The organism is Mucilaginibacter sp. UYNi724 (assembly GCF_054057495.1).
Genome location: NZ_JBSRZI010000001.1, coordinates 150,855 through 175,623, shown reverse-complemented (window position 1 = coordinate 175,623; position 24,769 = coordinate 150,855). Strand labels below are relative to the sequence as shown.

The window sequence follows — 24,769 nt, the reverse complement described above, 5'->3', positions numbered from 1 at the left end:
AAAACTATCGTACATATTTGTACGAAGAAATTCGTATAACTTATAACATGGATCTGAAACCGACGGAAAGCGAGCTGGAAATATTACAAGTGATTTGGAAAACGGGGCAATGCAGCGTTCGTGATGTGCACGAGGAACTGGCCAAGAACAAAGATGCAGGTTACACCACAACCCTTAAACTAATGCAGATAATGCACGAGAAGGGTTTGGTAGAGCGCGATACAACCGCCAAAACGCATTTGTATAAAGCCCTCATCAGCCGCGAACAGGCACAGCAAGGCGCGCTGGATAAAATATTATCCACTGTGTTTAAAGGTTCCACATCGGATCTGGTGATACAGGCCCTGGGCCAGCACCGCGCTTCAAAAGATGAGATAGATGCGATAAAGAACTTTTTAGATCAGTTTGAGAAGAGAGATTAGTGGCCCGATAGCTATCGGGAAGAAATTAGAGATCAGGATTGACATAGCTCGATAATTTAGGTTTTGAGTTTAGGATTTAGCTTTTATCATTTAAGACAATGGAAAATATACTGTACAACATCAGCCAGGTTTTGGGGATCACCATCATCCATTCGTTATGGCAGGGGCTGCTTATCTATTTCCTGTTAAGGGTGGTGTTGCTGTTAGCTACCGGGCTTTCGTCCTCAAAAAAATATTTGTTTGCCGTAAGCAGTTTGCTGGCAATTACCGGCTGGTTTGCTTATACCCTGATCACCGAAATTCAGCTTTACGACTGGCTGGCCAAACCAACCGATCTTAAAAATATGCCGCTGCTGGCAGGCTTTCCGCAAAACATACAGCAGTTTGGTAACCAAACCGTGCGCTACTATTACAATATCGAAAAATACCTGCCGTACGTAACCGCTGTATATATATCAGGGCTGTTATTGAACCTGGCAAGAGTAATATTGGCGCATCGCAAAATACAAACCATTAAACGTACTATGAGCCTTGGCGTGCAACTGCAGCAGCAAATAAGCGCCTTTGCTAAAAAACTGGATATCAGCAAAACGGTAAAAGTTGGCTTTAGCCAAATGGTTGATGTGCCTTGTATAGTAGGGTACTTTAAGCCGGTTATCCTGCTGCCGTTTACTTTATCAACCTACCTGGGGTCCGAAGAAATTGAAGCCATATTAATGCACGAGCTGGCTCATATTAAACGTAACGATTACGTTATTAACCTGCTGCAGCAAGTTGTAACCACGTTGTTATTCTTTAATCCGTGCGTGTTACTTATCAATAAAATAATAGGCGAAGAACGCGAGAATAGCTGCGACGATATGGTTGTAGATGCTACGCAAAACCCTGTTATTTATGCTAAAGCCTTGTTCAAGTTAGAGCAAAGCCGCCAAAACGAGTTACAGTTAGCGCTGGCTGTGACCGGTAAAAAGTACCATTTATTAAACCGAATCGAAAGAATCATGAAAACAAAAAAACAAATGCCAAGCGTGCGGCCAACATTAGTGGCCATGCTTATACTAACCTTAAGTGTTGGCGGCTTAGCGCTGCTTAACCCCGAAATTGCACAAGGTAAAATATCAGTAAAAAAGATAACTCCCGAAACAATAAAAGCTATCATAGCAGATACAATCCCCGCAAAAAAAGCGGTTAAATTTCAGGCGAGGGCTGCTAAAGCCACCACCCATAAGGCAAAGACCGAAGCCCGGTTTAGCGCCAAAGTAAGAGCCGAAGACAATGTGACGATTAACTTTGGCCATATTTACAACAACGGCATGAAAGATCCCGAGTTGGACCGCCTGAGCAAGGAAGTATCAAAACATGGCGACGCTATAGGCAGGTACTACGATAGCCCGGCATTTAAAGCCCAAAGCGATCAAATGGATAGGTTGGGTAAGGATGTTGACGCTTTTTATAATAGTGCTAAAGTGAAACAAGCTACTGCCGCGCAAGAAAAGGCCGCCGCCGAGTTTGAGAAGCAATGGGGCAGCCGTAGCGGCAAGATAGACGAGTTAAGTAAGCAAATGTCGGCTTCTGGCGATGTGATGAGCAAGTATTACGAGTCGAAGGATTTTAAGGATATGGACGCTAAGATCGCGAAAAAATATGGCGTGCCGATAGATGGTGTTTTTAGCCGCGACGATAGCAAAAACGATGAAAACTACCGCCAGTACCAGGCCGAGTTAAAAAAGAATATCCCTGCGGATGTATTGCAGCAACAGGATAAAATGAAGGAACTGGGCAAGCAAATGCGCACGTACACCAATAACCCTGATGTTAAAAAGTCGCAGGATGAGATGCGTGCAGCTGGTGATGAAATGCGTAAAGCATACAACAACCCGGATATTAAGGCTAAACAAGAAGAGATGCGTAAAGTTGGCCAGCAAATGCACCGCTTTACTGCCAGCCCCGATATTGAAAGGGAGAAAAAGTTATTACACGAAGCATCAGAAAAATTAAGGGCTTATACCCAATCGCCGGAGTTTAAAAAGAAGGCGGCCGAGTATAGGAAAACGCATCCAGAGAATGTTTACAACTGGAACAACAGCGAGGATGTAGAAAAACCCGAAGCCCCCGAAAAACCTGAAGCTCCCGAAACTCCTGAAAAAAATTAAGTTATGGTGCGTTGTGTCCCGATAGCTATCGGGCGGTTAATTGAATGAAAGGTTTTATAACTACTCACTTAATCAACCACTCACAATTCCTATTAAAATTAGTAATTTAGTATCCTCAAAAAAGGGGATACTTTTTTTATGCTTCAAAGGCTAACCATACAAAATTACGCGCTGATAGATAACCTCGAGATCAACTTTGATGAGGGGTTAAACATCCTTACAGGAGAAACCGGCGCGGGTAAATCGATCATTTTAGGTGCGCTATCGCTGATATTGGGGCAACGTGCCGAGAGCCGTTACTTTTTTAATCAGCAAAAAAAATGTGTGATAGAAGGCGCTTTTAAAATTGCCGGCTTCCACCTCAATACATTTTTTGAAGATAACGACCTTGATTACGAGGGAGAAACCGTATTGCGCCGCGAGATCTCGGCAGATGGTAAGTCGCGGGCTTTTGTGAACGATACCCCGGTTAACCTCACCACCCTAAAACAACTTGGCGAAAGGCTGATAGATATCCACTCGCAGCACGCCACTTACGAAATAAATAACCCAGAGTTTCAGCTGCTGGTGGTTGATGGCGTATGCCGCCATGATGAACTGCTTATGGGCTATCAAACCAAATACCGCGCGTATAAAAAGTCGTTGAAGCAATTGGATGACCTTATAACGCAAAATGATAAAGCGAAGGCCGATCTTGATTACTACCAGTTTCAATTTGATGAACTGGACAAAGCCGCCATTGCCGCCGATGAGCAGGAAGGGCTGGAGAAAGAACTGGCAACCCTGAGCAATGCTGAGGAGATAAAACGTAACCTAAGCGGTGCGCATTACTTAATGCACGAGGGCGAAACATCTGCCATCATACAGCTGCGCGAGGCGGGTCAGCAACTAAGTACTATTGAACAATATAACCCGGAAGTAGAAGACCTGCACGAACGCTTGAAAAGTACCCTGATAGAACTGAAGGATATTGCTGCCGAGCTTGAAAATATAGAACAGCGCACATTTACCAACGAGGCCCGCGCCGAGGAGGTAAACACGCGACTGAGCATGTTGTTTAATCTGCAAAAAAAGCATCGGGTTAACACCAATGCCGAGCTACTGGCAATTCAGGACGACCTGTCGGATAAGATCCAGCAAGCTGTATTTGGCGACGAAGCAGTAGAGAAACTGCAAAAACAGATTGCTGCCGACGAACTGGAACTGGAGGACATAGCAAGTGAGCTATCCACCAATCGTAAAAAGGCTATCCCGGTAATACAGGACAAGGTACTGGCTAACCTAACCGAAATGGGGATGCCGAACTCGGTGTTACAGATAGAGCAAACGGCACTTGAAGACCTGGCGAAAAACGGTAATGATACCATTCGCTTTATGTTCTCAGCTAATAAAGGCCATGCTTTGGCCGATATGAGCAAGGTGGCATCAGGTGGTGAGTTGAGCAGGCTGATGCTGAGCATCAAATCCATCATTGCCGAGTACACCGCATTGCCAACCATTATTTTTGATGAGATAGATACCGGTGTAAGCGGCGAGGTTGCCAACAAGGTAGGCCAGGTGATGGAACGCCTGTCGCAAAACCTGCAGGTAATTACCATAACCCACCTGCCGCAAATTGCCGGCAAAGGCAAAAGCCATTACTTCGTTTACAAGGACGATTCGGAATCTGTAACCAAAACCCGCATCAAAAAACTCAACGATACCGAACGCGTTTTAGAGATAGCCAAAATGCTAAGCGGCGATAACCCCGGCGAAAGCGCGTTGCAAAACGCGAGGGAACTTTTAAGTATTTAAGATGTACGATTTTAGATGTACAATTTGGGAAGCCAATCTAAAATCGTAATTCTAAAATCGTAAATAAAACATAACTTTGCCCCACTCATAAAACTAAAAACAATGGCTTACAATTTATTAAAAGGTAAAAAGGGAATTATTTTTGGTGCGCTTAACGAGCAATCTATCGCTTGGAAAGTGGCGCAACGTGCAGTGCAAGAAGGTGCTGAAATAGTTTTATCAAATGCTCCTATAGCTTTACGCATGGGCGAATTGAATAAGCTTGCCGAAGAATGCAAGGCACCGGTAATAGCCGCGGATGTAACAAGTAACGATGATATCAGCAACTTGATCACCAAAACAATGGAGCATTTTGGTGGTGGTGTAGATTTTGTATTGCACTCTATAGGGATGAGTGTAAATGTGCGTAAAAACATAGCCTATCCCGAAAATAATTATGATTTTACCCACAAGGGTATGGATATATCCGCTTTAAGCCTACACCGTATTTTACAGGCAGCCATGAAACACGATGCCATCAACGAATGGGGTTCAGTTGTTGCCTTAAGCTACATAGCCGGCCAGCGTTATTTCCCGGGATATAATGATATGGCCGATAATAAAGCATTACTTGAAAGTATTGCGCGCAATTTTGGCTACGAATACGGAGTTAAAAAAAATGTGCGTGTTAATACCATTTCTCAATCGCCTACCCGTACTACAGCAGGTAGCGGCGTAAAGGGTTTTGATGGCTTTATTGACTTTGCAGAAAAAATGAGTCCGTTAGGAAATGCTGATGCAAATCAATGTGCAGATTACTGCGTGAGTATGTTCTCTGACCTAACTAAGATGGTTACTATGCAAAATCTTTTCCATGATGGTGGTTTCTCCTTCACGGGGGTAACACAAGCTGTGATAGATCAGATGGGGAAATAATTTTAGTACGATGATGCTTAGTCTTCGAGCGGATCAGACTAACAAGAACTTTAAACAGAAAAGGCCTCCGGATTTCCGGAGGCCTTTTCTGTTATGCTTTTTTGGTAATTAATCAATATTAGAATCGATCAATACAATTTTAACGTCTATAGAACCTGGTTTAACAGGTGTACCTGTACCCGATGGATTTTGCGCATAAATAGAAACACGACCTACGTCATGCGTAAAGCTATACGCGCGTCCGGCATATACATTTGGAATTTGTTCCCATTCGGTACTTCCCGGTTGAGCGATATAAACCAAAACGGCACCATTTTCACTGTAGGTTTTGTCCAATTTGTCCACAGAAATGTCCATAACATATGAACCCCCTCCATCAGGGATCAATTGCCAATTAGATACGTTAGTTGCATAGACGGTTTGATTAGTATTACCGCCTTGTACAACAGTTTCTTTTTTACATGATGCAGCCGTAAGTGTAATAACAGCCACGCATAGGATAGATAATAATTTTTTCATATGAGATTTTTGTTTTTGATCGTAGGCAACGCCATAACCGTAATCATAACGCTTTTATGATGCCTTTATATATGTAAGAACAAAAAAAACAAAAAAGGTTTAATCAATTTTTTAAAAATATATGATGGATAAATAACGTGCATAGCGTTACTTGTTATAAAACTTCTTTAATATTCAATTTCACCATAAAAAAGCCCCGCTTGCAAATGCAAGCGGGGCTGTAATTTATCCCTTATCCGGTGAAGATTATTTTTGTTCTTCTTCTTCGGGTTTGGCTTCGTTCTTTTTGTCAATCACCTTGATCTGGTCGGCTTCTTTGTCGTAGTCCACCATTAGGGTATCGCCTTCGGTAAGTTCACCTTTCAGGATCTCTTCGGCAATTGGGTCTTCCAGGTATTTCTGTATGGCGCGTTTAAGCGGCCTTGCACCAAACTGCGAGTCGTAACCTTTCTCGGCAATAAAATCTTTGGCAGCCAAAGTAAGTTCGATCTTGTAACCCAGGCTGTTTACACGGCCAAATAAGAAACCAAGTTCAATATCGATAATTTTGAAGATCTCGTCTTTACCCAATGAGTTAAACACGATAACATCATCGATACGGTTCAAAAACTCGGGAGCGAAAGCGCGTTTCAAAGCGTTCTCTATCACACCACGAGAGTGCGAATCTGCCTGGGTTGTTTTAGCGGCGGTACTGAAACCAACACCTTGTCCAAAATCTTTCAACTGGCGTGCGCCGATGTTAGATGTCATGATAATGATGGTGTTCCTGAAATCAACCTTGCGGCCTAGCGAATCAGTCAACTGGCCTTCATCCAATACCTGTAGTAAGATGTTAAACACATCCGGGTGGGCTTTCTCTATCTCATCTAACAAAACAACGGCGTATGGTTTACGGCGTACCTTTTCGGTAAGCTGGCCGCCTTCTTCGTAACCTACGTAGCCCGGAGGCGCACCCACTAAACGTGACACCGCGAATTTCTCCATGTACTCGCTCATATCAATCTGTATAAGCGCGTCTTCGGTATCAAACATAAAGCGTGCAAGCTCTTTGGCAAGTTCGGTTTTACCCACACCCGTAGGGCCCAGGAATATGAACGAACCGATAGGCTTTTTAGGGTCTTTTAACCCGGCACGGGTACGTTGTATGGCACGGGTAAGCTTTTTAATAGCTTCGTCCTGCCCAATAATTTTGCTTGCAATGGTATCACCCATGGCTAATAGCTTAGCGCTATCGGCCTGGCCAACACGTTGTACCGGGATACCGGTCATCATGCTTACCACTTCGGCAACATTATCTTCGGTTACGGTGTAACGTTTAGATTTTGTTTCGGCCTCCCAAACGGCTTTAGCCTGTTCAAGCTCTTCAAGCAAATGTTTCTCGGTATCACGTAGTTTGGCCGCTTCCTCGTATTTCTGGCTGCGTACAACTTTGTTTTTCTCCAGTTTTATTTGCTCAATCTTTTGCTCGATATCCAAAATTTCCTGCGGAACGTGGATATTGGTCAAGTGCACACGAGAACCAGATTCGTCCAGGGCATCAATAGCCTTGTCAGGTAAAAACCTGTCGGTAATGTAACGGGTAGTTAAAGAAACACAGGCGTTTATAGCTTCGTCTGTATAAGTTACACCGTGGTGTTCTTCGTATTTCTCTTTAATGCGGTTCAGGATCTCTACAGTTTCGGCAGGGGTGGCAGGTTCTACCATTACCTTTTGGAAACGGCGGTCTAAAGCGCCATCCTTTTCGATGTATTGTCGATACTCATCAAGGGTAGTCGCGCCAATGCACTGGATCTCGCCACGTGCCAACGCAGGCTTAAACATATTTGATGCATCAAGCGAGCCAGATGCGCCACCTGCGCCCACAATAGTGTGGATCTCATCTATGAATAGGATCACATCCGGAGATTTTTCCAATTCATTCATCACAGCTTTCATACGCTCCTCAAACTGGCCGCGGTATTTTGTACCTGCCACTAATGAGGCAAGATCTAAGGTAACCACGCGTTTGTTAAACAATACACGCGATACCTTACGCTGTACAATGCGCAAGGCAAGGCCTTCGGCAATGGCACTTTTACCAACGCCCGGTTCGCCTATCAAGATAGGGTTGTTCTTTTTCCGGCGCGATAAGATCTGAGATACACGTTCAATCTCTTTTTCGCGGCCAACAATAGGGTCAAGCTTGCCATCTTCGGCAGCTTTCGTTAAATCGCGGCCAAAATTGTCAAGTACCGGTGTTTTTGATTTAATGTCAGAAACTTTTTTAGGCTGGCTGAAAGAGTCGTCTTCTTTAAAGTCGTCATCGCCGCCAGTTGATGAACCCGGCATTTCGTCTGTAACATCATTTTTGTTAGATTCTACTTCGCTTTTAAATACCTCGTAGTTTACATTAAACTGCATCAGTATCTGCGAAGCTATGTTATCCTCGTCGCGCAGGATAGACAGCAGCAAGTGCTCGGTGCCTATCACATCACTTTTAAAAATTTTAGCTTCGAGGTAAGTTATCTTCAAAACCTTTTCGGCCTGTTTGGTTAACGGGATACTGCCAATATGTACATTAGTGCCAATTGTACCTTTAACAGCATCTTCAACGGCGCGGCGTAATTTAGCGGTATCAACGGTTAGCCCCTTTAATAGTTTTATTGCCACCCCATCGCCATCGCGAATAAGGCCAAGCAAAAGGTGCTCAGTACCAATATAATCATGCCCAAGGCGCAACGCCTCTTCCCTGCTGTACTGTATCACATCCTTAACCCGTGGCGAAAATTTAGCTTCCATATATACCTTTCTGATTATTGATCGTCCTAATCTATAAATTTGTTTTTATCTGTCAAGACGATTGTTGTAACATTTATCAACAATATTGCCAACTTTTTTGCTTTATCGTAAACAGACAGTTTGATGATATAACCCCTGGCCAAATAAAATTTAAAGAATTGCAATTTTGCCTGTAAAACCCACAAAACGCCTGATTACTAATATTAAACGGTTAAACCCTAACTATTTGATAAGCCCGCCATCAAATAGTTTAACCCAAATCGAATTATAAATAATTACCCTGATAAAGCAGGGCAATTAGTCATTGTTTATGACAATACGGCATACACTGTAGAAAGGGTTGCCAGTATAAATGCACTTTTAACAAACCAAGCGATTTACATTGAAAGATACAAATTATAAGATGAATTTGTGGTGAAAATTAAGCACAGCCTGTTAATAACGCTCTTTTGATTATAGGGGCCTGCCTTGCACATAAATTTTGCTGGCAGTTTTTAACCGTGTTTTAATAAAAGCCTCGTCCCGTATGTATAGGGTGTTGTGCTCGGTTTTACGGTTGGCATTAACTAACTCCCTTTTAAATGGGAGGTAGGCAACTACTTTAAAGCCATGTGTAAGCAATCGCTGATGTATCGTTTCTTCATCAAAGCCAAAGTTACTACCGGCGCCGTTTAATTCAATAATAATCGCTTTTAAACCAATTGATTTTAAGGTATTTGCAGCACCATTTAAAACTTCGCTTTCAAAGCCTTCAACATCAATTTTTAATAATACAGGTGTTTTTCCATTAAGGATGTTATCGAGTGTATCAACATTTACTTTAATAACATCGGTATCGGCATCTGTTGCTACATGGTTAGCGGTATCGTATGTTTTGGTGAATTTTAGCACGCCTTTCTCTTTACCAAGGCCTATATTTAATGCCGTTGCTTTGTTGCCGATGTTATTCAGCGCAATATTTTGTGTGAGATATCCAAACGTTTGCGGGATTGGTTCTATAGCAATAGTATTTGCCCCCGCTTCGGCAGAGGCCAGCATGGTGTAGCTGCCGATGTTTGCGCCAATATCTATAAATAAATCATCGGGCCTTAACAGGTGCAGCAAAAAGGCCATATCTTCAAACTCGTGCAGGCCACAGTAAATATTGCCTGTTGCGCCGGTTAGGCCTTTCCAAACCCATAACTTACTGTTTTTGGTAAATTGATAAACAACAGGTTGTTTGCGTAAACGCGATAATAATTGCCATTTAAAAAAGCTTGCCAGTGCAGTAATACGGTGTCCCTTTGTAAATGGATGGTTTAATACAAACTGTATTGTCCTTTGCATAGCGCAAAATAGAACTTTATACCTACTCTTTAATTAAAAGAATATTGGCAATGCAAAAAAATCACTTCCCGTAGTATTATTTATGTTTTTAGGTGATATTTGCTTCCTCTAAAATTATAACCAACAATGGCTGACGAAAAGATCATATTTTCAATGGCAGGGGTAAGCAAAGTTTACCCGCCGCAAAAAAACGTGTTAAAAAATATCTACCTATCGTTTTTCTATGGCGCTAAAATCGGCGTTATCGGATTAAACGGATCGGGGAAATCATCGTTGTTGAAAATTATTGCAGGGATAGATAAGACAAATATTGGCGAAGTAGTGTTTTCGCCGGGCTATACTGTTGGCTACCTGAGCCAGGAGCCCGAGCTTGACCCCGACAAAACCGTAAAGGAAATTGTAGAGGAAGGCGTTGCTGCCACTACTGCGCTTTTAAAAGAATACGAAGACATCAACGAAAAGTTCGGCTTAGAAGAATATTACGGCGATGCCGATAAAATGGACAAGTTAATGGCCCGCCAGGGCGAATTGCAGGATCAGATAGATGCTGAAAATGCCTGGGAGCTTGATACCAAACTGGAGCGCGCCATGGATGCCCTGCGCTGCCCTGAGCCGGATACCAAAATTTCGGTTCTATCGGGTGGTGAGCGCCGCCGCGTAGCATTATGCCGCCTGCTTTTACAGGAGCCGGATGTTTTATTGCTGGATGAGCCTACCAACCACTTGGATGCAGAATCTATCGACTGGCTGGAGCAGCACCTTAAACAATATAAAGGAACCGTTATTGCCGTAACGCACGACAGGTATTTCCTGGATAACGTTGCGGGCTGGATCCTGGAGCTTGACCGCGGCGAAGGTTTGCCCTGGAAAGGTAATTACTCGTCATGGCTGGATCAAAAATCGAAACGTTTAGCACAAGAAGAAAAAGGAGAGAGCAAACGCCAGAAAATTTTGGAGCGCGAACTGGAATGGGTGCGTATGGGGGCTAAAGGCCGCCAGGCAAAAGGTAAAGCACGTTTATCAAACTACGAGAAACTGGCCAGCGAGGAAACCAAAGAAAGGGAAGAAAAGCTGGAGCTGTTTATCCCGCCGGGCCCGCGTTTGGGTAACATCGTTATCGAAGCAAATGGCGTAACTAAGGCTTATGGCGATAAAGTATTGTTCGAGAACCTTAACTTCTCGTTACCGCCTGCGGGTATTGTGGGCATCATTGGACCCAACGGTGCGGGTAAAACCACGTTGTTCCGTTTAATAACCGGGCAGGATCAGCCGGATGCAGGTACTTTCCGTGTAGGAGATACGGTTGCCCTGGGTTATGTCGACCAGATGCACGATGACCTTGACCCTAACAAATCTGTTTGGGAAAACGTTACCGATGGCCTTGATAATATTATGGTTGGTAATCGCCCGCTTAACTCGCGTGCTTACGTATCCAAATTCAACTTTAACGGTGCCGATCAGCAGAAGAAGGTTGGCGTACTATCCGGTGGTGAGCGTAACCGTGTCCACCTGGCTATCACGCTTAAAAAAGGGTCGAACGTGTTATTGCTGGATGAGCCGACCAATGATATTGACGTAAATACTTTACGTGCTTTAGAAGAAGCACTTGAAAATTTTGGGGGCTGTGCCGTTATCATCAGTCACGACAGGTGGTTCCTTGATAGGGTTTGTACCCACATCCTGGCGTTCGAAGGTAATTCGCAAGTGTACTTCTTTGAAGGTAACTACAGCGATTACGAAGAGAACTACAAAAAACGTGTAGGCGATGTAACCCCAAAACGTTTGAAATATAAAAAGCTGACGGTGTAGGTTAGAGCCAAGAAGTTAGAATCAAGAGATAAGAAAGCCCGGTTGTGTAAGCAGCCGGGCTTTCGTTATTTACACCTTTAACGCAGGATATTTCTTTTTGTATGTTTTAAAAACTATCCATAGCCCGGCTCCTGCAAGTAGTAACACCCAAAGATTTGCGAGGCCAAGTATCAGTTCAACAAACAGATACCATCCATTGCTTAAAGCCATCAACAGACGGTTACCAAAAGGCATTTTGTAAGCCGACGGATCGTCATTGGCGATACGCTCCTTATAAATAGTATTGCTTTGATAAAAGTTTAGGCTTACTACGCTATAATTTACCGCCTCGTCTATCCGCTGGTTATTGATCTGGCCATCAATCATATCATCTTTTAGCCAAAGCACGGCTTCGGGGTTTTTGATCTTTATTTTGCCGTTTTTTTGCTGGGCCACCATTTCGCGGCGGTTCTTTAGTTTAAGTTTCGCTGATAGATAATCAAGCGATTTATCCTCGATATCCATCTTGCGCGAGGTAACGTAGATCCCCATGTGGCTGATGTGGCTCATAAAATCTTCGAGTTTTTCTGACGGGATCTTCACCGTCATATCGGCGGTGGTGTTAAATGCCGATACCCGCATAACCGAATCGCTGCTCAACCTGATGTCTTCGCTCCGTTCAACAGACGAAGCCATTTGGTGATGCACTACCATGCCATTTAGTTTGGCTATGACACGCGAGATGGAGTCGCCTGTTTGCTGCACATTTTTAACCTTAAAACTCATGTCGGCGGTTTTTACGAGTTTAGTAGTTGCCATGGTATCAGCAGAGGTGCTTGCTGTGTCTGCGCTGCTGTTGCCATTGTTTACAACTTCGTAGCCACCATCCCGGCCTTTACAGGCTGCAAATAAGGCCACAGCCATTATCGCGATAAAGATCTTAGTTTTCATAATTGTTTGATTTAGTTGATTTAGTATTTATACCGATCATCAAACAATAGTAACCCTCTTAAATATTAATAACCAGAATGTTACAAAGAGAGGGAGGGGAGAAAGAGAGGTATGAAACAAAAAAAACAAACTATGTCGTTTTGCAGCGATAGCGCGGTAGTCTAAGAGGAAAATCGGATATGCTGAGATTGCCACGTTGCTAAGCTTCTCGCGATGGCATAGTTGAATAAAATAGATTAAAAAAACAAAAAGCCCCGCATCTCTGCAGGGCCTTCGTAAATCTAACAAGTCGCTATTACGACATTTTTAGTTTCTTTTGAATATCGGCTACGTAGCCTTTAAATTTTTTATCGGTATCTATCAAATCTTCAACCGTTTGGCAGGCGTAGATAACGGTAGAGTGGTCGCGGCCGCCAAAGAAGCTGCCGATAGATTTTAATGAGCTTTTGGTGTGTGCCTTTGCAAGATACATAGAGATCTGGCGGGCCTGCACAATCTCGCGTTTGCGGGTTTGTGATTTTACCATTTCGATAGGTACTTCAAAGTACTCGCACACCAGGCTCTGGATATATTCCATCGAAATTTCCTTGGCAGAATTTTTTACAAAATTCTTAAGCATTTGCTTAGCCAGGTTCAGGTCTATCTCTTTACGGTTTAAGGTACTTTGGGCCAATAATGATACCATGGCGCCTTCCAGTTCACGTACGTTATTATCAATGTTATGGGCAACGTACTCAATCACATCGTTAGATAACTCGATGCCATCCTGATAAGTTTTGTTTTTAAGGATAGCCATCCGGGTTTCCAGATCAGGTATCTGAAGATCTGCAGAAAGGCCCCATTTGAAACGGGATAGCAAACGTTCTTCTAAACCGGCAAGGTCCTTTGGAGCTTTATCTGATGTGATGATCAGTTGTTTGCCACTTTGGTGCAGGTGGTTAAAAATATGGAAGAAGAAATCCTGTGTTTTTTCTTTACCTGCAAAGTTGTGCACATCATCCATGATCAATACATCAATGGCTTGGTAAAAGTTCACAAAATCGTTTATGTTATTGTGCTTTAGGGCATCAACAAATTGCTGGGTAAATTTCTCACAGCTTACGTAAAGTACAAGCTTATCTGGCAGGGTACGTTTAATTTCGTTACCAATAGCTTGGGCAAGGTGGGTTTTACCAAGGCCAACGCCACCATATATCATCAACGGGTTAAATGATGTGCCGCCAGGTTTGGCAGCAACAGCATAACCTGCAGAACGCGCTAAACGGTTGCAGTCGCCCTCAACAAAATTCTCGAAGGTGTAGTTGCGGTTTAGCTGCGGGTCTACATTCAGCTTTTTAAGGCCCGGTATTACAAACGGGTTCTTAATGTCTTTATTTATCGAAATTGGTATTGGCATAGACTGATTTTTTGATTCAGCACCATTTCCATTCGAGGGCATGTTGGTAGTGTACGGTTTGCTTGATGATTGCTCTACAACAATGTTATACTCTAAGCGGCCTTCGTCGCCTAATTGTTTCTTTATTGTTTTGCGCAGCAAGCCTACGTAATGCTCTTCCAGCCACTCATAAAAGAATAAACTTGGTACCTGTATCGTCAAAACGCTACCTTCCATACGCAAAGCTTTTATTGGTTCAAACCAAGTTTTAAAGCTTTGTGCCGGTATGTTGTCTTTTATTATCTGAAGGCAGCTATTCCAAACGTTAGTACAAGTTTTTTCCATATAAGTATTAAGTAATATCCTGATTTACAGTCCCCGAGCAAGCCAAATTTTCAGCCGTTTCTGAACATCGAATATTCTAAAAAAAAGCGGATAAAAAAATAAATTTTAAGAAATATATTTATAAAAATTACGCCCTTTTGTTGCAAATATTAAAGTTATTAACATTATATTTCGCATGCATAAACCCGTTTTATGCGTCAGTTTCGCAGAAATGAGGTTTTAAAAGTTTAAACATCGTTACTGCTAAAAATGTGGATTAAATCCCGATAGATAGTTTCAGGAATTTCTTAATTAGCATGACAAAAATTATCAATATTCTCCAAATATTTCTCGCAGGGTATCGGCTATCTCGCCGAGGGTTGCATAGCACTCAACGGCGATTAAAATATAGGGCATCAGGTTGTCTGTTCCGCGGGCTGCAACTGCTAAATTCTGCAATGCTTTTTCAACTTCTTCATTATTCCGCTGCTCTTTTAAACGAATAAGTTTATCCATTTGTTGCCTGCGGATGGAATCGTCAACCCTAAACACCGGAGGATTTACTTCTTCGGCTTGGGTAAATTTGTTTACACCAACCAGTGTTTGGTCGCCGCTTTCTATATCGTTTTGGTACTGGTAGGCTGCGGCTGCTATCTCCTGCTGAATGTAATCCTGCTCAATGGCTTTTACCGATCCGCCCATCGCGTCTATCTTATCTATATATAATTGCGCGGCGGCTTCCAGTTCATCGGTCAATGCTTCTATAAAGTACGAACCTGCCAGCGGGTCAACCGTATCGGTAACGCCACTTTCAAAAGCAATGATCTGTTGGGTACGCAAGGCGATCTTAGCTGCAGCCTCGGTTGGTAAGGATAATGCCTCGTCGTACCCATTGGTATGCAACGACTGCGTGCCACCCAGCACCGCCGCCAGTGCCTGCATGCTTACGCGCACTATGTTGTTCATAGGCTGCTGCGCGGTTAGCGTAGAGCCACCCGTTTGGGTATGGAAGCGAAGTTTCTGCGCCCCCGGGTCTGTGGCGCCAAGTTCTTTGGTGATATGCGCCCACATGCGGCGCGCCGCACGGAACTTTGCAATCTCTTCAAAAAAGTTATTGTGGCAATTAAAGAAGAACGAAAGGCGCTTGGCAAATACATTTATATCCAGCCCTTTTTCTAAAGCAGCCTTTAAATAGGTTTTGCCATTGGCCAAAGTAAAGGCCAGTTCCTGCACGGCGGTTGAGCCTGCCTCGCGGATGTGGTAGCCCGAGATAGATATGGTATTCCACTTGGGCACTTCTTTACTGCAATACTCAAAAATATCGGTGATCAGGCGCATGGATGGAGTGGGCGGGTAAATATAAGTGCCCCTTGCCGCGTACTCCTTTAATATGTCGTTTTGTATAGTGCCCGAGATCTGCTTAAGATCGGCCCCTTGTTTTTTTGCTAACGCGATGTACATGGCAAGCAGGATGCCCGCCGTGGCATTGATGGTCATGCTGGTGGTAATATCCTTTAATTGGATCCCATCGAACAATATTTCGATATCCTTTAAGGAATCTATCGCTACGCCCACTTTGCCTACTTCGCCATCGGCAAGGTCGTGGTCGCTGTCATAACCTATCTGGGTCGGCAGGTCAAACGCTACCGAAAGGCCCATGGTGCCCTGGCTTAATAAGTAATGGTAACGCTTGTTGCTTTCTTCGGCGGTAGAAAAACCTGCGTACTGGCGCATGGTCCACGGTTTGCCGCGGTACATATCTTTCTGGATGCCCCGGGTGTAAGGGAACTGCCCCGGCAACTCCGTCATGCCCGATGGCTCTGTGTAAACCTCTTTTAACTCGATGCCCGAAATGGTGGTGAATTTTTTATCGGCCATTTGCAGTTAAAATAAATGTTCAAGGTCTTTCCTGATCATATCTATCGCGATATCGTAAGGGCTATCTTCCAGTTTGCTCAGGTGCGTTAGTACAACTTTGCCCAGGTCTAACCCGGTGGCATTTTCGGGCAGGCCTTTTACGGCGTTGGTCACCAGGTTTAAGGTATCGTCTTTTACGCGGCGAATAACTGCCCAGGCTTGCGGGCTCACATAAATTTGCTGGGTAACGTTATGCTGATATTCGGTACGAACTTCGTTTAATATAATGCTGTGCAGTTCGGCGGCGCTATAGCCGTTCCCGTTCAGGCGGATAAGCATGTTCGAGGGGTTTATCCTGTCGGCAAATAAAACTAGACGCTCGTAAGCTTGCAAACGCAGGGGCAGGGTTTGGGTTGTCATGGCTTTTTTAAACTCCAGCACCTGCAGGTTTGATGTTTTATCCAGGTAGGGTTTAAACAGGTAAAAGGCTATATATACAACACCAATGCCGGCAACGGTGTATTTTAAAATATCTAATAGTAAACTGTATAGTTGCATTTTTTATAATGTTATGCGGAGGTCATAAATAAATCGGTTGGTGCAAAAATCCGCATTTTACCTTATATTTGTGTAGTTAATAAAAAATAAGATGAGCGCGATTGTTGATACCCTAACTGCCCCGGTAACTTTCTCAGAAGGTGCCGTTAAAGAACTTTTTAAATTAAGAGACCAGCAAGAACTAAACGATGATTTTGGCCTGCGCATTGGCGTTGAAGGCGGCGGCTGCTCCGGCATGAGTTACGTTTTAGGTTTCGACCAAAAGAAAGACGGCGATCAGGAGTTTTTGATTGATGGTATTAAAACTTACATGCATAAAGCGCACGGTTTATACCTTGCCGGTATGATGATAGATTTTCAGGATGGATTAAATGCCCGTGGCTTTACTTTTAATAACCCTAATGCGGCAAGCACCTGCGGTTGCGGTACTTCGTTTTCGGTATAACCATCTGCTATAAAATATTGAAAAAGGCCTTCGTTATTTAACGGAGGCCTTTTTTGTGGGGTTATTTGTCGTTTTTGATAACCTCGATAGTCTTCCTCATCCAATCGATATAATTGCCGCCGAAACCTACCGCGCTGTATTGAATAACGCCTTTCTTATCGATGATCACATTTGTGGGATACAGGGTGATGCCATACGCATCGCAAAAACGGCGGGCATCGGCAACCTGGCGGTAATCAAAAGGGTGTTGTTTTGTAAATTCTTTGATCTCGCCGGCATCATCAAGGCCAACCGCTATAAATATAACGTTCGGGTCGGATGCGTTTTCGGCCATTAATTTGTTTAGCTCAGGGATCTCTGCCTTGCAGGGCGGGCAGCCAATAAACCAGAAATTTAGCACCACAATTTTACCTTCGGCCATTTTATTATCAACTTTTTTGCCGTCCATGTCGCGAGTGGTAAGCATGTTTAGTTTATAACCTATCGGGAATGCATCTGCCGCGCGGGGCTGCTGGCCTAAGTTTACCGATGATTGTTGCGCCGGGCTTAATGCTGGGGCTGTTCCGAGTGCGAACTGGCCGCCCGTTCTCTCTATAATATGCCGTTTTTCTTCAGCTGTTAAACGGTGCAGCATGTGGGTTGTATCTTTAACAGTATATCTGCTGTGGATGGAATAATCGCCGGATTGGATGAGTGGCTTCCACTCCTTATACTCCAGCATGCGCCCGGTAGAGTCTTTTAGGTGGAGGTTTTCATCCGTAAGGATGTTATGCGGCGCCTTTTGTTGGGCATTAGCCGCAAAGCAGGCAAATAAAATCAACAGTGTTGTTAGCAGACGCGGCATAGGTAGATTGTTTCTATGAAATTAAGTTTTGTTTTTTTAAGATGCAAATGCTGCAAATAAAATTAACAGTTTGCCTGTAACAAACCGTCATATCTCATAGTCATACTGCCGAGTTTTTTTATATTTAAGGCATGCCGGTAAAAACCACCTACAAAGAAAATATAGCCATTGCGTTGCAATCCATTAGTGGCAACAGGTTGCGTACATCGCTTACCGCGTTAATTATTGCTATCGGCATAATGGCTCTTGTGGGTATTTTAACAGCTATCGAAGGGGTAAAGCAATATACTAATGATGCCTTTGCAGGCTTGGGTGCCAACTCATTCACGATACAAAACCGGGGCAGCGGTATCAATTTTGGTAACGGTGGTCACCGTAAAATATATCCTGCCATTAACTATGACCAAGCCGAGCGTTTCGCCAAGCTTTACAAGTTACCCGCTCGTATCAGTATAGACATTAGTGTTACCGGCACGGCCATCGCCAAATACAACAGCATAAAAACCAACCCTAATATATCTGTTACCGGTAGTAATGATAATTACCTGGCTATTAAGGGCCACAAACTGGCACTTGGCCGTAACTTTTCGGCATCAGAGTTAGAGCACGGGGCTAACGTAGTTATTATTGGCGATGAGTTAAGGCTTAAACTTTTTAAAGGCGAGGACCCGATAAATAAATCGATATTATTAGGCAGCAGCAAATTCCGGGTTATAGGTGTTGTTGCGCCAAAAGGTAGCAACAGTTTTGGAGGCGATAAATTTTGTATCATCCCGGTGCAAAAGGCCAGGCAAATTGCGGCTACCTCAAAACCATCTTTTGGTGTAACGGTAAACGTGAATAGCCCCGATGTGCTTGACGCCAACATTGGCGAGGCTACATCACTGATGCGCAACATCCGCGGCATCCACATAGGCCAGCCCGAAAATTTTGAAATATCACGAAGTGATTCTATTCAGCAGGAATTATCAGGCCAGCTGGCGGGTATAACTGTGGCAGGTTTTGCTATTGGTGCTATTACCCTTATTGGCGCGGCCATAGGGTTAATGAACATTATGCTGGTATCGGTAACAGAACGTACCCGCGAAATTGGTTTACGTAAAGCCATTGGTGCCACACCATCCGTAATACGCAAACAGTTTTTGATAGAGGCTATTGTAATTTGCCTCATTGGCGGCGTTATGGGCATTATACTAGGGATGGCTATAGGCAATCTTATAGCCGTACAAATTAGCGGCACCTTTGTAGTGCCATGGTTCTGGCTGTTCTCGGCACTTATATTGTGTACTTTAATAGGCCTGTTATCCGGTTTTTACCCCGCCAAAAAAGCATCCAAACTTGACCCGGTAGAGGCGTTGAGGTACGAGTAGTAACAGAGGCAAGAATTTTAGCGTCAGGAATCAAGAAAAAATAAAAGGGCTAGATAAATTATCTAAGCCCTTTTATTTTCCATTGTTCGATCCTGTTTCTTGATTCGTGCTGTCTTTTCCCTACAGCATTATATTTTTCAGCGGATAATCAACAAGTATTTTTTCGAGGTAAGGCAGGCTAAGCACATTCTCAAAAGCTGTGGCATGGCGGGGGTGGTGCATATCGCTCGAGATAAAATCAACCATTTCGTTATCTATCATTTGTTCGGCTATCTTCTTGCTATGTTTACCATAATAACCTGCCAATGATATGGTGTTTAGTTGCAAATCGCACCCCCAGCTACGGATGGTTTTCATTTGCTCAATATCCATGTAGCCGTACCTCTCCGGGTGTGCAAGAATGGGCTTATAGCCTTTATCTTTCATTTTTTGAATAATTGATATGACGTTTGGCGGTTGATTGACGAACGAAAGCTCAAACAATACAAAGTTATCGCCCATGGTGAAAACTTTGCCATCATCAATACGTTTTTCGAAAGTCTCATCAAAGTAATGCTCGGCTGCTGCTGCTATATCAATGTCGATATTTTGTGCTGTTAGCTCTGCCTTTAATAAAGCCAGCGCGTTGCCAATGGTGGTTTCATCGTTGCGATAGTAATCTATCATAACGTGCGGGGTGGCAATTATTTTTTTGATCCCCAGCGACATCATTTTTTTTATCAGGAAGATAGATTCTTCCACGTTTTGTGCCCCATCGTCAATACCGGGTAGCACGTGCGAGTGCATATCTGTTATAATGCTGCTGTAGTCTAAATTTGCAGTTCTTGCAACTTCTTTCTTCTTGAATAATCCGAACATTTTTAGCGATTAGTGTACTGGCCGTTATAATAATCCTGGTAGTGGCCGCTGGTAACATCATTTAACCATTGCTCGTTTGCAAGGTACCATTCCACCGTTTTTTCCAGGCCTTCTTCAAAGGTAATAGATGGTTCCCAGCCCAATTCGTTTTTAAGCTTGGTGGCATCTATCGCGTATCTTAGATCGTGCCCGGCGCGGTCTGTTACATAGGTTATCAGTTTTGCCGAGTCACCTTCGTTACGCCCCAGTTTTTTATCCAGTATAGCACACAACAATTTAATAAGGTCAATGTTTTTCCACTCGTTATGGCCGCCAATATTATAGGTGGTACCTATAGCTGCTTTATGAAATATCACATCAATTGCCCTTGCATGGTCTTCCACCCAAAGCCAGTCGCGCACGTTTTCGCCCTTGCCGTAAACAGGCACAGCTTTGTTCTGCTTGATGTTATTAATGGCAAGGGGTATAAGCTTCTCGGGGAAGTGGTACGAGCCGTAGTTGTTTGAACAATTTGATATTACTGTGCCCAGGCCATAAGTGTCATAATAAGCACGAACAAAATGGTCTGAACTCGCTTTTGATGCCGAATACGGCGAATGCGGGTCGTAAGCGGTTTCTTCGGTAAACATATCCGTATCGCCCAGGGTACCGTAAACCTCATCGGTTGATACATGGTAGAAACGCTTTTTATCGTACTGGCCTTTCCAAAGGTTTTTAGCGGCGTTTAATAAATTTACCGTACCCACAACATTGGTCATCACAAACTCCAGCGGGTTGGTGATAGAACGGTCTACGTGCGACTCTGCCGCAAGGTGGATCACCGCGTCCGGCTGTTCCGTTTCAAACAGATTGTTAATAAACTCAAGGTCAACAATATCGCCTTTTATAAAGCGGTAGTTGGGTTTGTCCTCAATATCTTTAAGGTTGGCCAGGTTACCTGCATAAGTAAGCTTATCCAGGTTGATAATGGTATAATCGGGGTAATTGGTTACAAAACGGCGCACCACATGCGACCCAATGAACCCGGCACCGCCTGTAATAATTATCTTTTTCATGGACTATTTTTTATAACGGATTCTCGGCAATGTATTTTTCCCAAGCCCATGCTGATGACATCATGGTGCTTAGGTCAAGTTCTGCCGTCCAGTTCAGTTTTTCGGTAGATTTGGTAACGTTGCCCCAAACCTTTTCAATATCGCCACCACGGGGGGCACCTATCTGGTAGTTTAGTTTTACGCCCGTAGCATCTTCAAAAGCGTGTACCACTTCTAAAACCGTTGAGCCATTACCTGTACCAATGTTAAATACATCGTAACCGGTAAAAGTTTCTTTCTCCATTAACTTTAACGCGGCAACGTGAGCCTTAGCCAAATCAACTACGTGGATGTAATCGCGAATGCAACTGCCATCAGGAGTATCATATTTGTCGCCAAAAACAGTAATTTTTTCGCGTTTGCCAATGGCCGTTTGGGTGATGAAAGGGACAAGGTTTTGCGGAACGCCGTTTGGCAATTCGCCAATTAAAGCGCTATCATGAGCGCCAACGGGGTTAAAATAACGTAAGGCAATTACTTTATAGTTAGTGCCGGCAGCAACCATATCTTTTAAAATCTCTTCAGCTATTTGCTTGGTGTTACCGTAGGGAGATTCGGCCGGTTTAACCGGCGCGTCTTCGGTTACCGGTAAAACATCCGGCTGGCCATAAACTGTACAGCTTGATGAGAATACGAAATTTAAGGTTTTACCATCGTATGCCTTAAGCAGGTTTATAAGCGAAAAGAAATTATTGTAATAATATTTCAACGGGTTTTCTACCGATTCGCCAACCGCTTTTGAAGCAGCAAAGTGGATGATGCCTGCAACATCGGGTTGTTTTGCTGCAAAATCTTTTACAGCGGCTTCGTCACACAAATTAAATTCGTAAAAGGCGGGTTTGTATCCAATAATGCGGGCCAGTTGGTCAAGCATTTTTATATTGGAATTTGATAGGTCGTCGATGATGATCGGGTCGTAACCTGCGTTAACTAACTCAACAACGGTGTGGGTGCCAATAAAACCTAAGCCGCCCGTTACTAAAATTTTCATAGGGATATTTTTAATAGATTTAAGGATAGGCGCATACCTTGCAGTACGCGCCCTATGAAATGCCGAAAATACTATTGTTTATTGAAGTACTTGAAATCTTTATGCAGTATTTCTTTCTCAGGCAGCGATTTAAAGTATTCGTAAGTTATTTTTAAACCTTCGCTGCGCGATACTTTCGGCTCCCATCCCAAAATTGCACGTGCCTTTGTAATATCCGGGCGGCGCTGTTTAGGGTCATCGGTAGGTAGGGGCAGGCTTATCATTTGCTGATCAGTACCGGTAAGTTTAATGATCTCTTCTCCAAATTCGCGGATGGTAATTTCATCGGGGTTACCAATGTTCATCGGTTGTGCGTAATCGCTGTGCAGCAGGCGGTATATACCTTCTACAAGGTCATCAACATAACAAAACGAACGGGTTTGTGAGCCATCGCCAAACATGGTTAATGGTTCGCCGCGCAGGGCCTGGCCAATAAAGGCAGGCAAAACGCGTCCGTCGTTAAGGCGCATACGCGGGCCGTAAGTATTAAAGATGCGGATGATCCTGGTTTCTAAACCATGGAAAGTGTGGTATGCCATGGTAATAGCTTCCTGGAAACGCTTAGCTTCGTCATAAACCCCGCGTGGGCCTACGGGGTTTACATTACCCCAGTACTCTTCTGGTTGCGGGTTTACGTTAGGGTCGCCGTACACTTCAGATGTTGAAGCAATAAGCATCCTTGCGCCTTTGCTGCGTGCCAAACCTAACAGGTTATGTGTACCTAATGACCCTACCTTTAATGTTTGGATCGGGATCTTCAAATAATCTATAGGGCTTGCCGGCGAAGCAAAATGCAGGATATAGTTAAGCTCGCCGGATACATGTACAAATGTGGATACATCGTGGTTGTAAAACTCAAAATTCTCCAGTTTAAACAAATGTTCGATGTTGCGCAGGTCGCCGGTTATCAGGTTATCCATACCAATAACATGGTAATCTTCCTTAATAAACCTATCGCACAGGTGCGAGCCTAAAAAACCGGCTGCGCCGGTTATTAATATTCTTTTACGTTCTTCCATTAGCTAATTATTTTTCTGCCTATACTGTTGTAATAAAAACCAAGGTCAACCATTTTTTGCAGGTCGTAAAGGTTACGCCCATCAAATATAACCTTGTTTTTTAAGCGATTAGTTATTTGATCAAAATTAGGATTGCGGAAAGCCGACCATTCAGTAACAATAAGTAAGGCATCAGCATCATCTAAAATTTCGTAGGCATCAGTACCGTAGGTGATCTTATCGCCCACCAATGCTTTAACATTTTTCATCCCTTCAGGGTCGAACACGCTGAGGGTTGCCCCTTCTTTCAAAAGCTCATCAATAATGTATAAAGCAGGTGCTTCGCGGATATCATCCGTTTCCGGTTTAAAGGCAAGGCCCCACATGGCAAATTTTTTGCCTTTAAGGTCGCCGTTGTAATATTTTTTCAGTTTTTGAACAAGTACCTTTTTCTGGATCTCGTTAACTTCCATTACCGAGTTAAGGATCTTAAAGTCGTATTTGTTCTCTTCGGCCGATTTTGCCAAAGCCTGTACATCTTTAGGGAAACAGCTGCCGCCATAGCCAATACCCGAGAACAGGAAGCGGTTACCAATACGATTATCGGCACCAATACCACGGCGCACCATATCAACATCGGCACCAACCAGTTCGCAAAGGTTGGCAACCTCATTCATGAATGATATTTTGGTAGCCAGGAAAGAGTTGGCGGCATATTTTGTTAATTCGGACGAGCGCTCGTCCATAAATATCACCGGGTTGCCCTGGCGTACGTATGGTGCGTAAAGCTCCGCCATTAATTTGCGTGCGCGTTCGTCAGTAGTACCAACAACCACACGGTCGGGTTTCATAAAATCTTCTACAGCTACACCTTCGCGTAAAAACTCGGGGTTTGATACTACCGCAAATTCTACGCTGGTGTTTTCGTTCATTACCGCTTTAACTTTATCGGCAGTACCGACCGGCACGGTGCTTTTTGTTACTATAACTTTATAGTCGGTAACTAACTTTGCAATGTCTTTAGCTGCGCCCAAAACGTAGCTAAGGTCGGCAGAGCCGTCGCCACCCGGAGGGGTGGGCAACGCCAGGAAAATGATCTGCGCATCGGCAATTGCCTCGGCCAGGTTATTGGTGAATAATAACCTTTTTTGGCTGATGTTACGGTGAAAAAGTAACTCCAGGCCCGGCTCGTATATTGGAAGTTGACCTTCCTGCATCATTTTAACCTTTTGTTCGTTAATATCAACACAGGTTACCTCATTACCGGTTTCTGCTAAACATGTGCCTGTTACCAGGCCCACATAACCTGTTCCAACAACAGCTATTTTCATAAATACTTTTGTTATTAATGTTATTACTTTTATGCCGAA

20 protein-coding genes are annotated in these 24,769 nt (G+C 43.6%); 7 read left to right on the top strand and 13 right to left on the bottom strand.

What is annotated here, in order from left to right; translation table 11 throughout:
- The first annotated feature begins 47 nt into the window (after nt 1-47).
- From ACVW0P_RS00825 to ACVW0P_RS00810, 4 genes are all read left to right on the top strand, one after another.
- On the top strand, nt 48-422 hold the full coding sequence (locus ACVW0P_RS00825) for a BlaI/MecI/CopY family transcriptional regulator (protein ID WP_354428221.1): 375 nt from the start codon (nt 48-50) through the stop codon (nt 420-422).
- Nucleotides 423-520: 98 nt separating this feature from the next.
- The gene (locus tag ACVW0P_RS00820; RefSeq protein ID WP_457130390.1) at nt 521-2,575 is read left to right on the top strand and encodes a M56 family metallopeptidase; all 2,055 of its coding nucleotides are present in this window, start codon (nt 521-523) and stop codon (nt 2,573-2,575) included.
- Between the two features lie 138 nt (nt 2,576-2,713).
- On the top strand, nt 2,714-4,369 hold the full coding sequence (gene recN / locus ACVW0P_RS00815; protein WP_457130389.1) for a DNA repair protein RecN: 1,656 nt from the start codon (nt 2,714-2,716) through the stop codon (nt 4,367-4,369).
- A gap of 102 nt (nt 4,370-4,471) precedes the next feature.
- Nucleotides 4,472-5,284, top strand: coding sequence for an enoyl-ACP reductase FabI (locus tag ACVW0P_RS00810; protein WP_457130388.1), 813 nt, complete (start codon nt 4,472-4,474; stop codon nt 5,282-5,284).
- A gap of 108 nt (nt 5,285-5,392) precedes the next feature.
- Here the strand turns inward: ACVW0P_RS00810 and ACVW0P_RS00805 are convergent, their stop codons facing one another.
- The 3 genes from ACVW0P_RS00805 to ACVW0P_RS00795 all read right to left on the bottom strand — a co-directional run bounded on the left by ACVW0P_RS00805 (nt 5,393) and on the right by ACVW0P_RS00795 (nt 9,907).
- Entirely contained in the window at nt 5,393-5,803 is a 411-nt protein-coding gene (locus tag ACVW0P_RS00805; RefSeq protein WP_457130387.1) for a hypothetical protein, read from the bottom strand.
- A 246-nt stretch (nt 5,804-6,049) separates the two neighbouring features.
- Nucleotides 6,050-8,581 (bottom strand): ATP-dependent Clp protease ATP-binding subunit, encoded by a 2,532-nt coding sequence (locus ACVW0P_RS00800; RefSeq protein ID WP_457130386.1) that lies wholly within the window; start codon nt 8,579-8,581, stop codon nt 6,050-6,052.
- A gap of 453 nt (nt 8,582-9,034) precedes the next feature.
- Complete coding sequence (locus tag ACVW0P_RS00795; RefSeq protein WP_457130385.1) at nt 9,035-9,907, bottom strand: FkbM family methyltransferase; 873 nt, start codon at nt 9,905-9,907, stop codon at nt 9,035-9,037.
- A gap of 126 nt (nt 9,908-10,033) precedes the next feature.
- Between ACVW0P_RS00795 and ettA the strand changes: the two genes are divergently transcribed.
- The gene (gene ettA / locus ACVW0P_RS00790) at nt 10,034-11,716 is read left to right on the top strand and encodes an energy-dependent translational throttle protein EttA (protein WP_457130384.1); all 1,683 of its coding nucleotides are present in this window, start codon (nt 10,034-10,036) and stop codon (nt 11,714-11,716) included.
- Nucleotides 11,717-11,785: 69 nt separating this feature from the next.
- Here the strand turns inward: ettA and ACVW0P_RS00785 are convergent, their stop codons facing one another.
- The 4 genes from ACVW0P_RS00785 to ACVW0P_RS00770 form a co-directional block, all read right to left on the bottom strand.
- Nucleotides 11,786-12,646 carry a DUF4349 domain-containing protein gene (locus ACVW0P_RS00785; RefSeq protein ID WP_457130383.1) on the bottom strand — a complete coding sequence of 287 codons (861 nt, stop codon included), beginning with the start codon at nt 12,644-12,646 and terminating at the stop codon, nt 11,786-11,788.
- Nucleotides 12,647-12,941: 295 nt separating this feature from the next.
- Nucleotides 12,942-14,366: a chromosomal replication initiator protein DnaA gene (gene dnaA / locus ACVW0P_RS00780; RefSeq protein WP_354428241.1), complete on the bottom strand. Its 1,425-nt coding sequence runs from the start codon at nt 14,364-14,366 to the stop codon at nt 12,942-12,944.
- Nucleotides 14,367-14,675: 309 nt separating this feature from the next.
- A complete protein-coding gene (locus ACVW0P_RS00775) occupies nt 14,676-16,223 on the bottom strand; it encodes an acyl-CoA mutase large subunit family protein (protein WP_457130382.1) in 1,548 nt (515 codons plus the stop codon).
- A 6-nt stretch (nt 16,224-16,229) separates the two neighbouring features.
- The gene (locus ACVW0P_RS00770; protein ID WP_457130381.1) at nt 16,230-16,760 is read right to left on the bottom strand and encodes a DUF7935 family protein; all 531 of its coding nucleotides are present in this window, start codon (nt 16,758-16,760) and stop codon (nt 16,230-16,232) included.
- A 91-nt stretch (nt 16,761-16,851) separates the two neighbouring features.
- Here ACVW0P_RS00770 and ACVW0P_RS00765 point away from each other — a divergent pair, with 91 nt between their 5' ends.
- Nucleotides 16,852-17,205: a HesB/IscA family protein gene (locus ACVW0P_RS00765; RefSeq protein WP_457130380.1), complete on the top strand. Its 354-nt coding sequence runs from the start codon at nt 16,852-16,854 to the stop codon at nt 17,203-17,205.
- A gap of 61 nt (nt 17,206-17,266) precedes the next feature.
- Here the strand turns inward: ACVW0P_RS00765 and ACVW0P_RS00760 are convergent, their stop codons facing one another.
- Nucleotides 17,267-18,049: a peroxiredoxin family protein gene (locus ACVW0P_RS00760; protein WP_457130379.1), complete on the bottom strand. Its 783-nt coding sequence runs from the start codon at nt 18,047-18,049 to the stop codon at nt 17,267-17,269.
- A gap of 131 nt (nt 18,050-18,180) precedes the next feature.
- Between ACVW0P_RS00760 and ACVW0P_RS00755 the strand changes: the two genes are divergently transcribed.
- Nucleotides 18,181-19,419 carry an ABC transporter permease gene (locus ACVW0P_RS00755; protein WP_457130378.1) on the top strand — a complete coding sequence of 413 codons (1,239 nt, stop codon included), beginning with the start codon at nt 18,181-18,183 and terminating at the stop codon, nt 19,417-19,419.
- 120 nt (nt 19,420-19,539) lie between these two features.
- Here ACVW0P_RS00755 and ACVW0P_RS00750 read toward each other — a convergent pair whose 3' ends face one another.
- The 5 genes from ACVW0P_RS00750 to ACVW0P_RS00730 all read right to left on the bottom strand — a co-directional run bounded on the left by ACVW0P_RS00750 (nt 19,540) and on the right by ACVW0P_RS00730 (nt 24,730).
- The gene (locus ACVW0P_RS00750) at nt 19,540-20,277 is read right to left on the bottom strand and encodes a tyrosine-protein phosphatase (RefSeq protein WP_457130377.1); all 738 of its coding nucleotides are present in this window, start codon (nt 20,275-20,277) and stop codon (nt 19,540-19,542) included.
- Between the two features lie 2 nt (nt 20,278-20,279).
- The gene (gene rfbB, locus ACVW0P_RS00745; protein ID WP_457130376.1) at nt 20,280-21,332 is read right to left on the bottom strand and encodes a dTDP-glucose 4,6-dehydratase; all 1,053 of its coding nucleotides are present in this window, start codon (nt 21,330-21,332) and stop codon (nt 20,280-20,282) included.
- A gap of 10 nt (nt 21,333-21,342) precedes the next feature.
- Nucleotides 21,343-22,362, bottom strand: coding sequence for a UDP-glucose 4-epimerase GalE (gene galE / locus ACVW0P_RS00740; protein ID WP_457130375.1), 1,020 nt, complete (start codon nt 22,360-22,362; stop codon nt 21,343-21,345).
- A gap of 71 nt (nt 22,363-22,433) precedes the next feature.
- Nucleotides 22,434-23,420 (bottom strand): UDP-glucuronic acid decarboxylase family protein, encoded by a 987-nt coding sequence (locus ACVW0P_RS00735; protein ID WP_354428258.1) that lies wholly within the window; start codon nt 23,418-23,420, stop codon nt 22,434-22,436.
- Entirely contained in the window at nt 23,420-24,730 is a 1,311-nt protein-coding gene (locus ACVW0P_RS00730) for a UDP-glucose dehydrogenase family protein (RefSeq protein WP_457130374.1), read from the bottom strand. Before ACVW0P_RS00730 ends, ACVW0P_RS00735 begins: the two co-directional genes overlap by 1 nt.
- Nucleotides 24,731-24,769 lie beyond the last annotated feature (39 nt).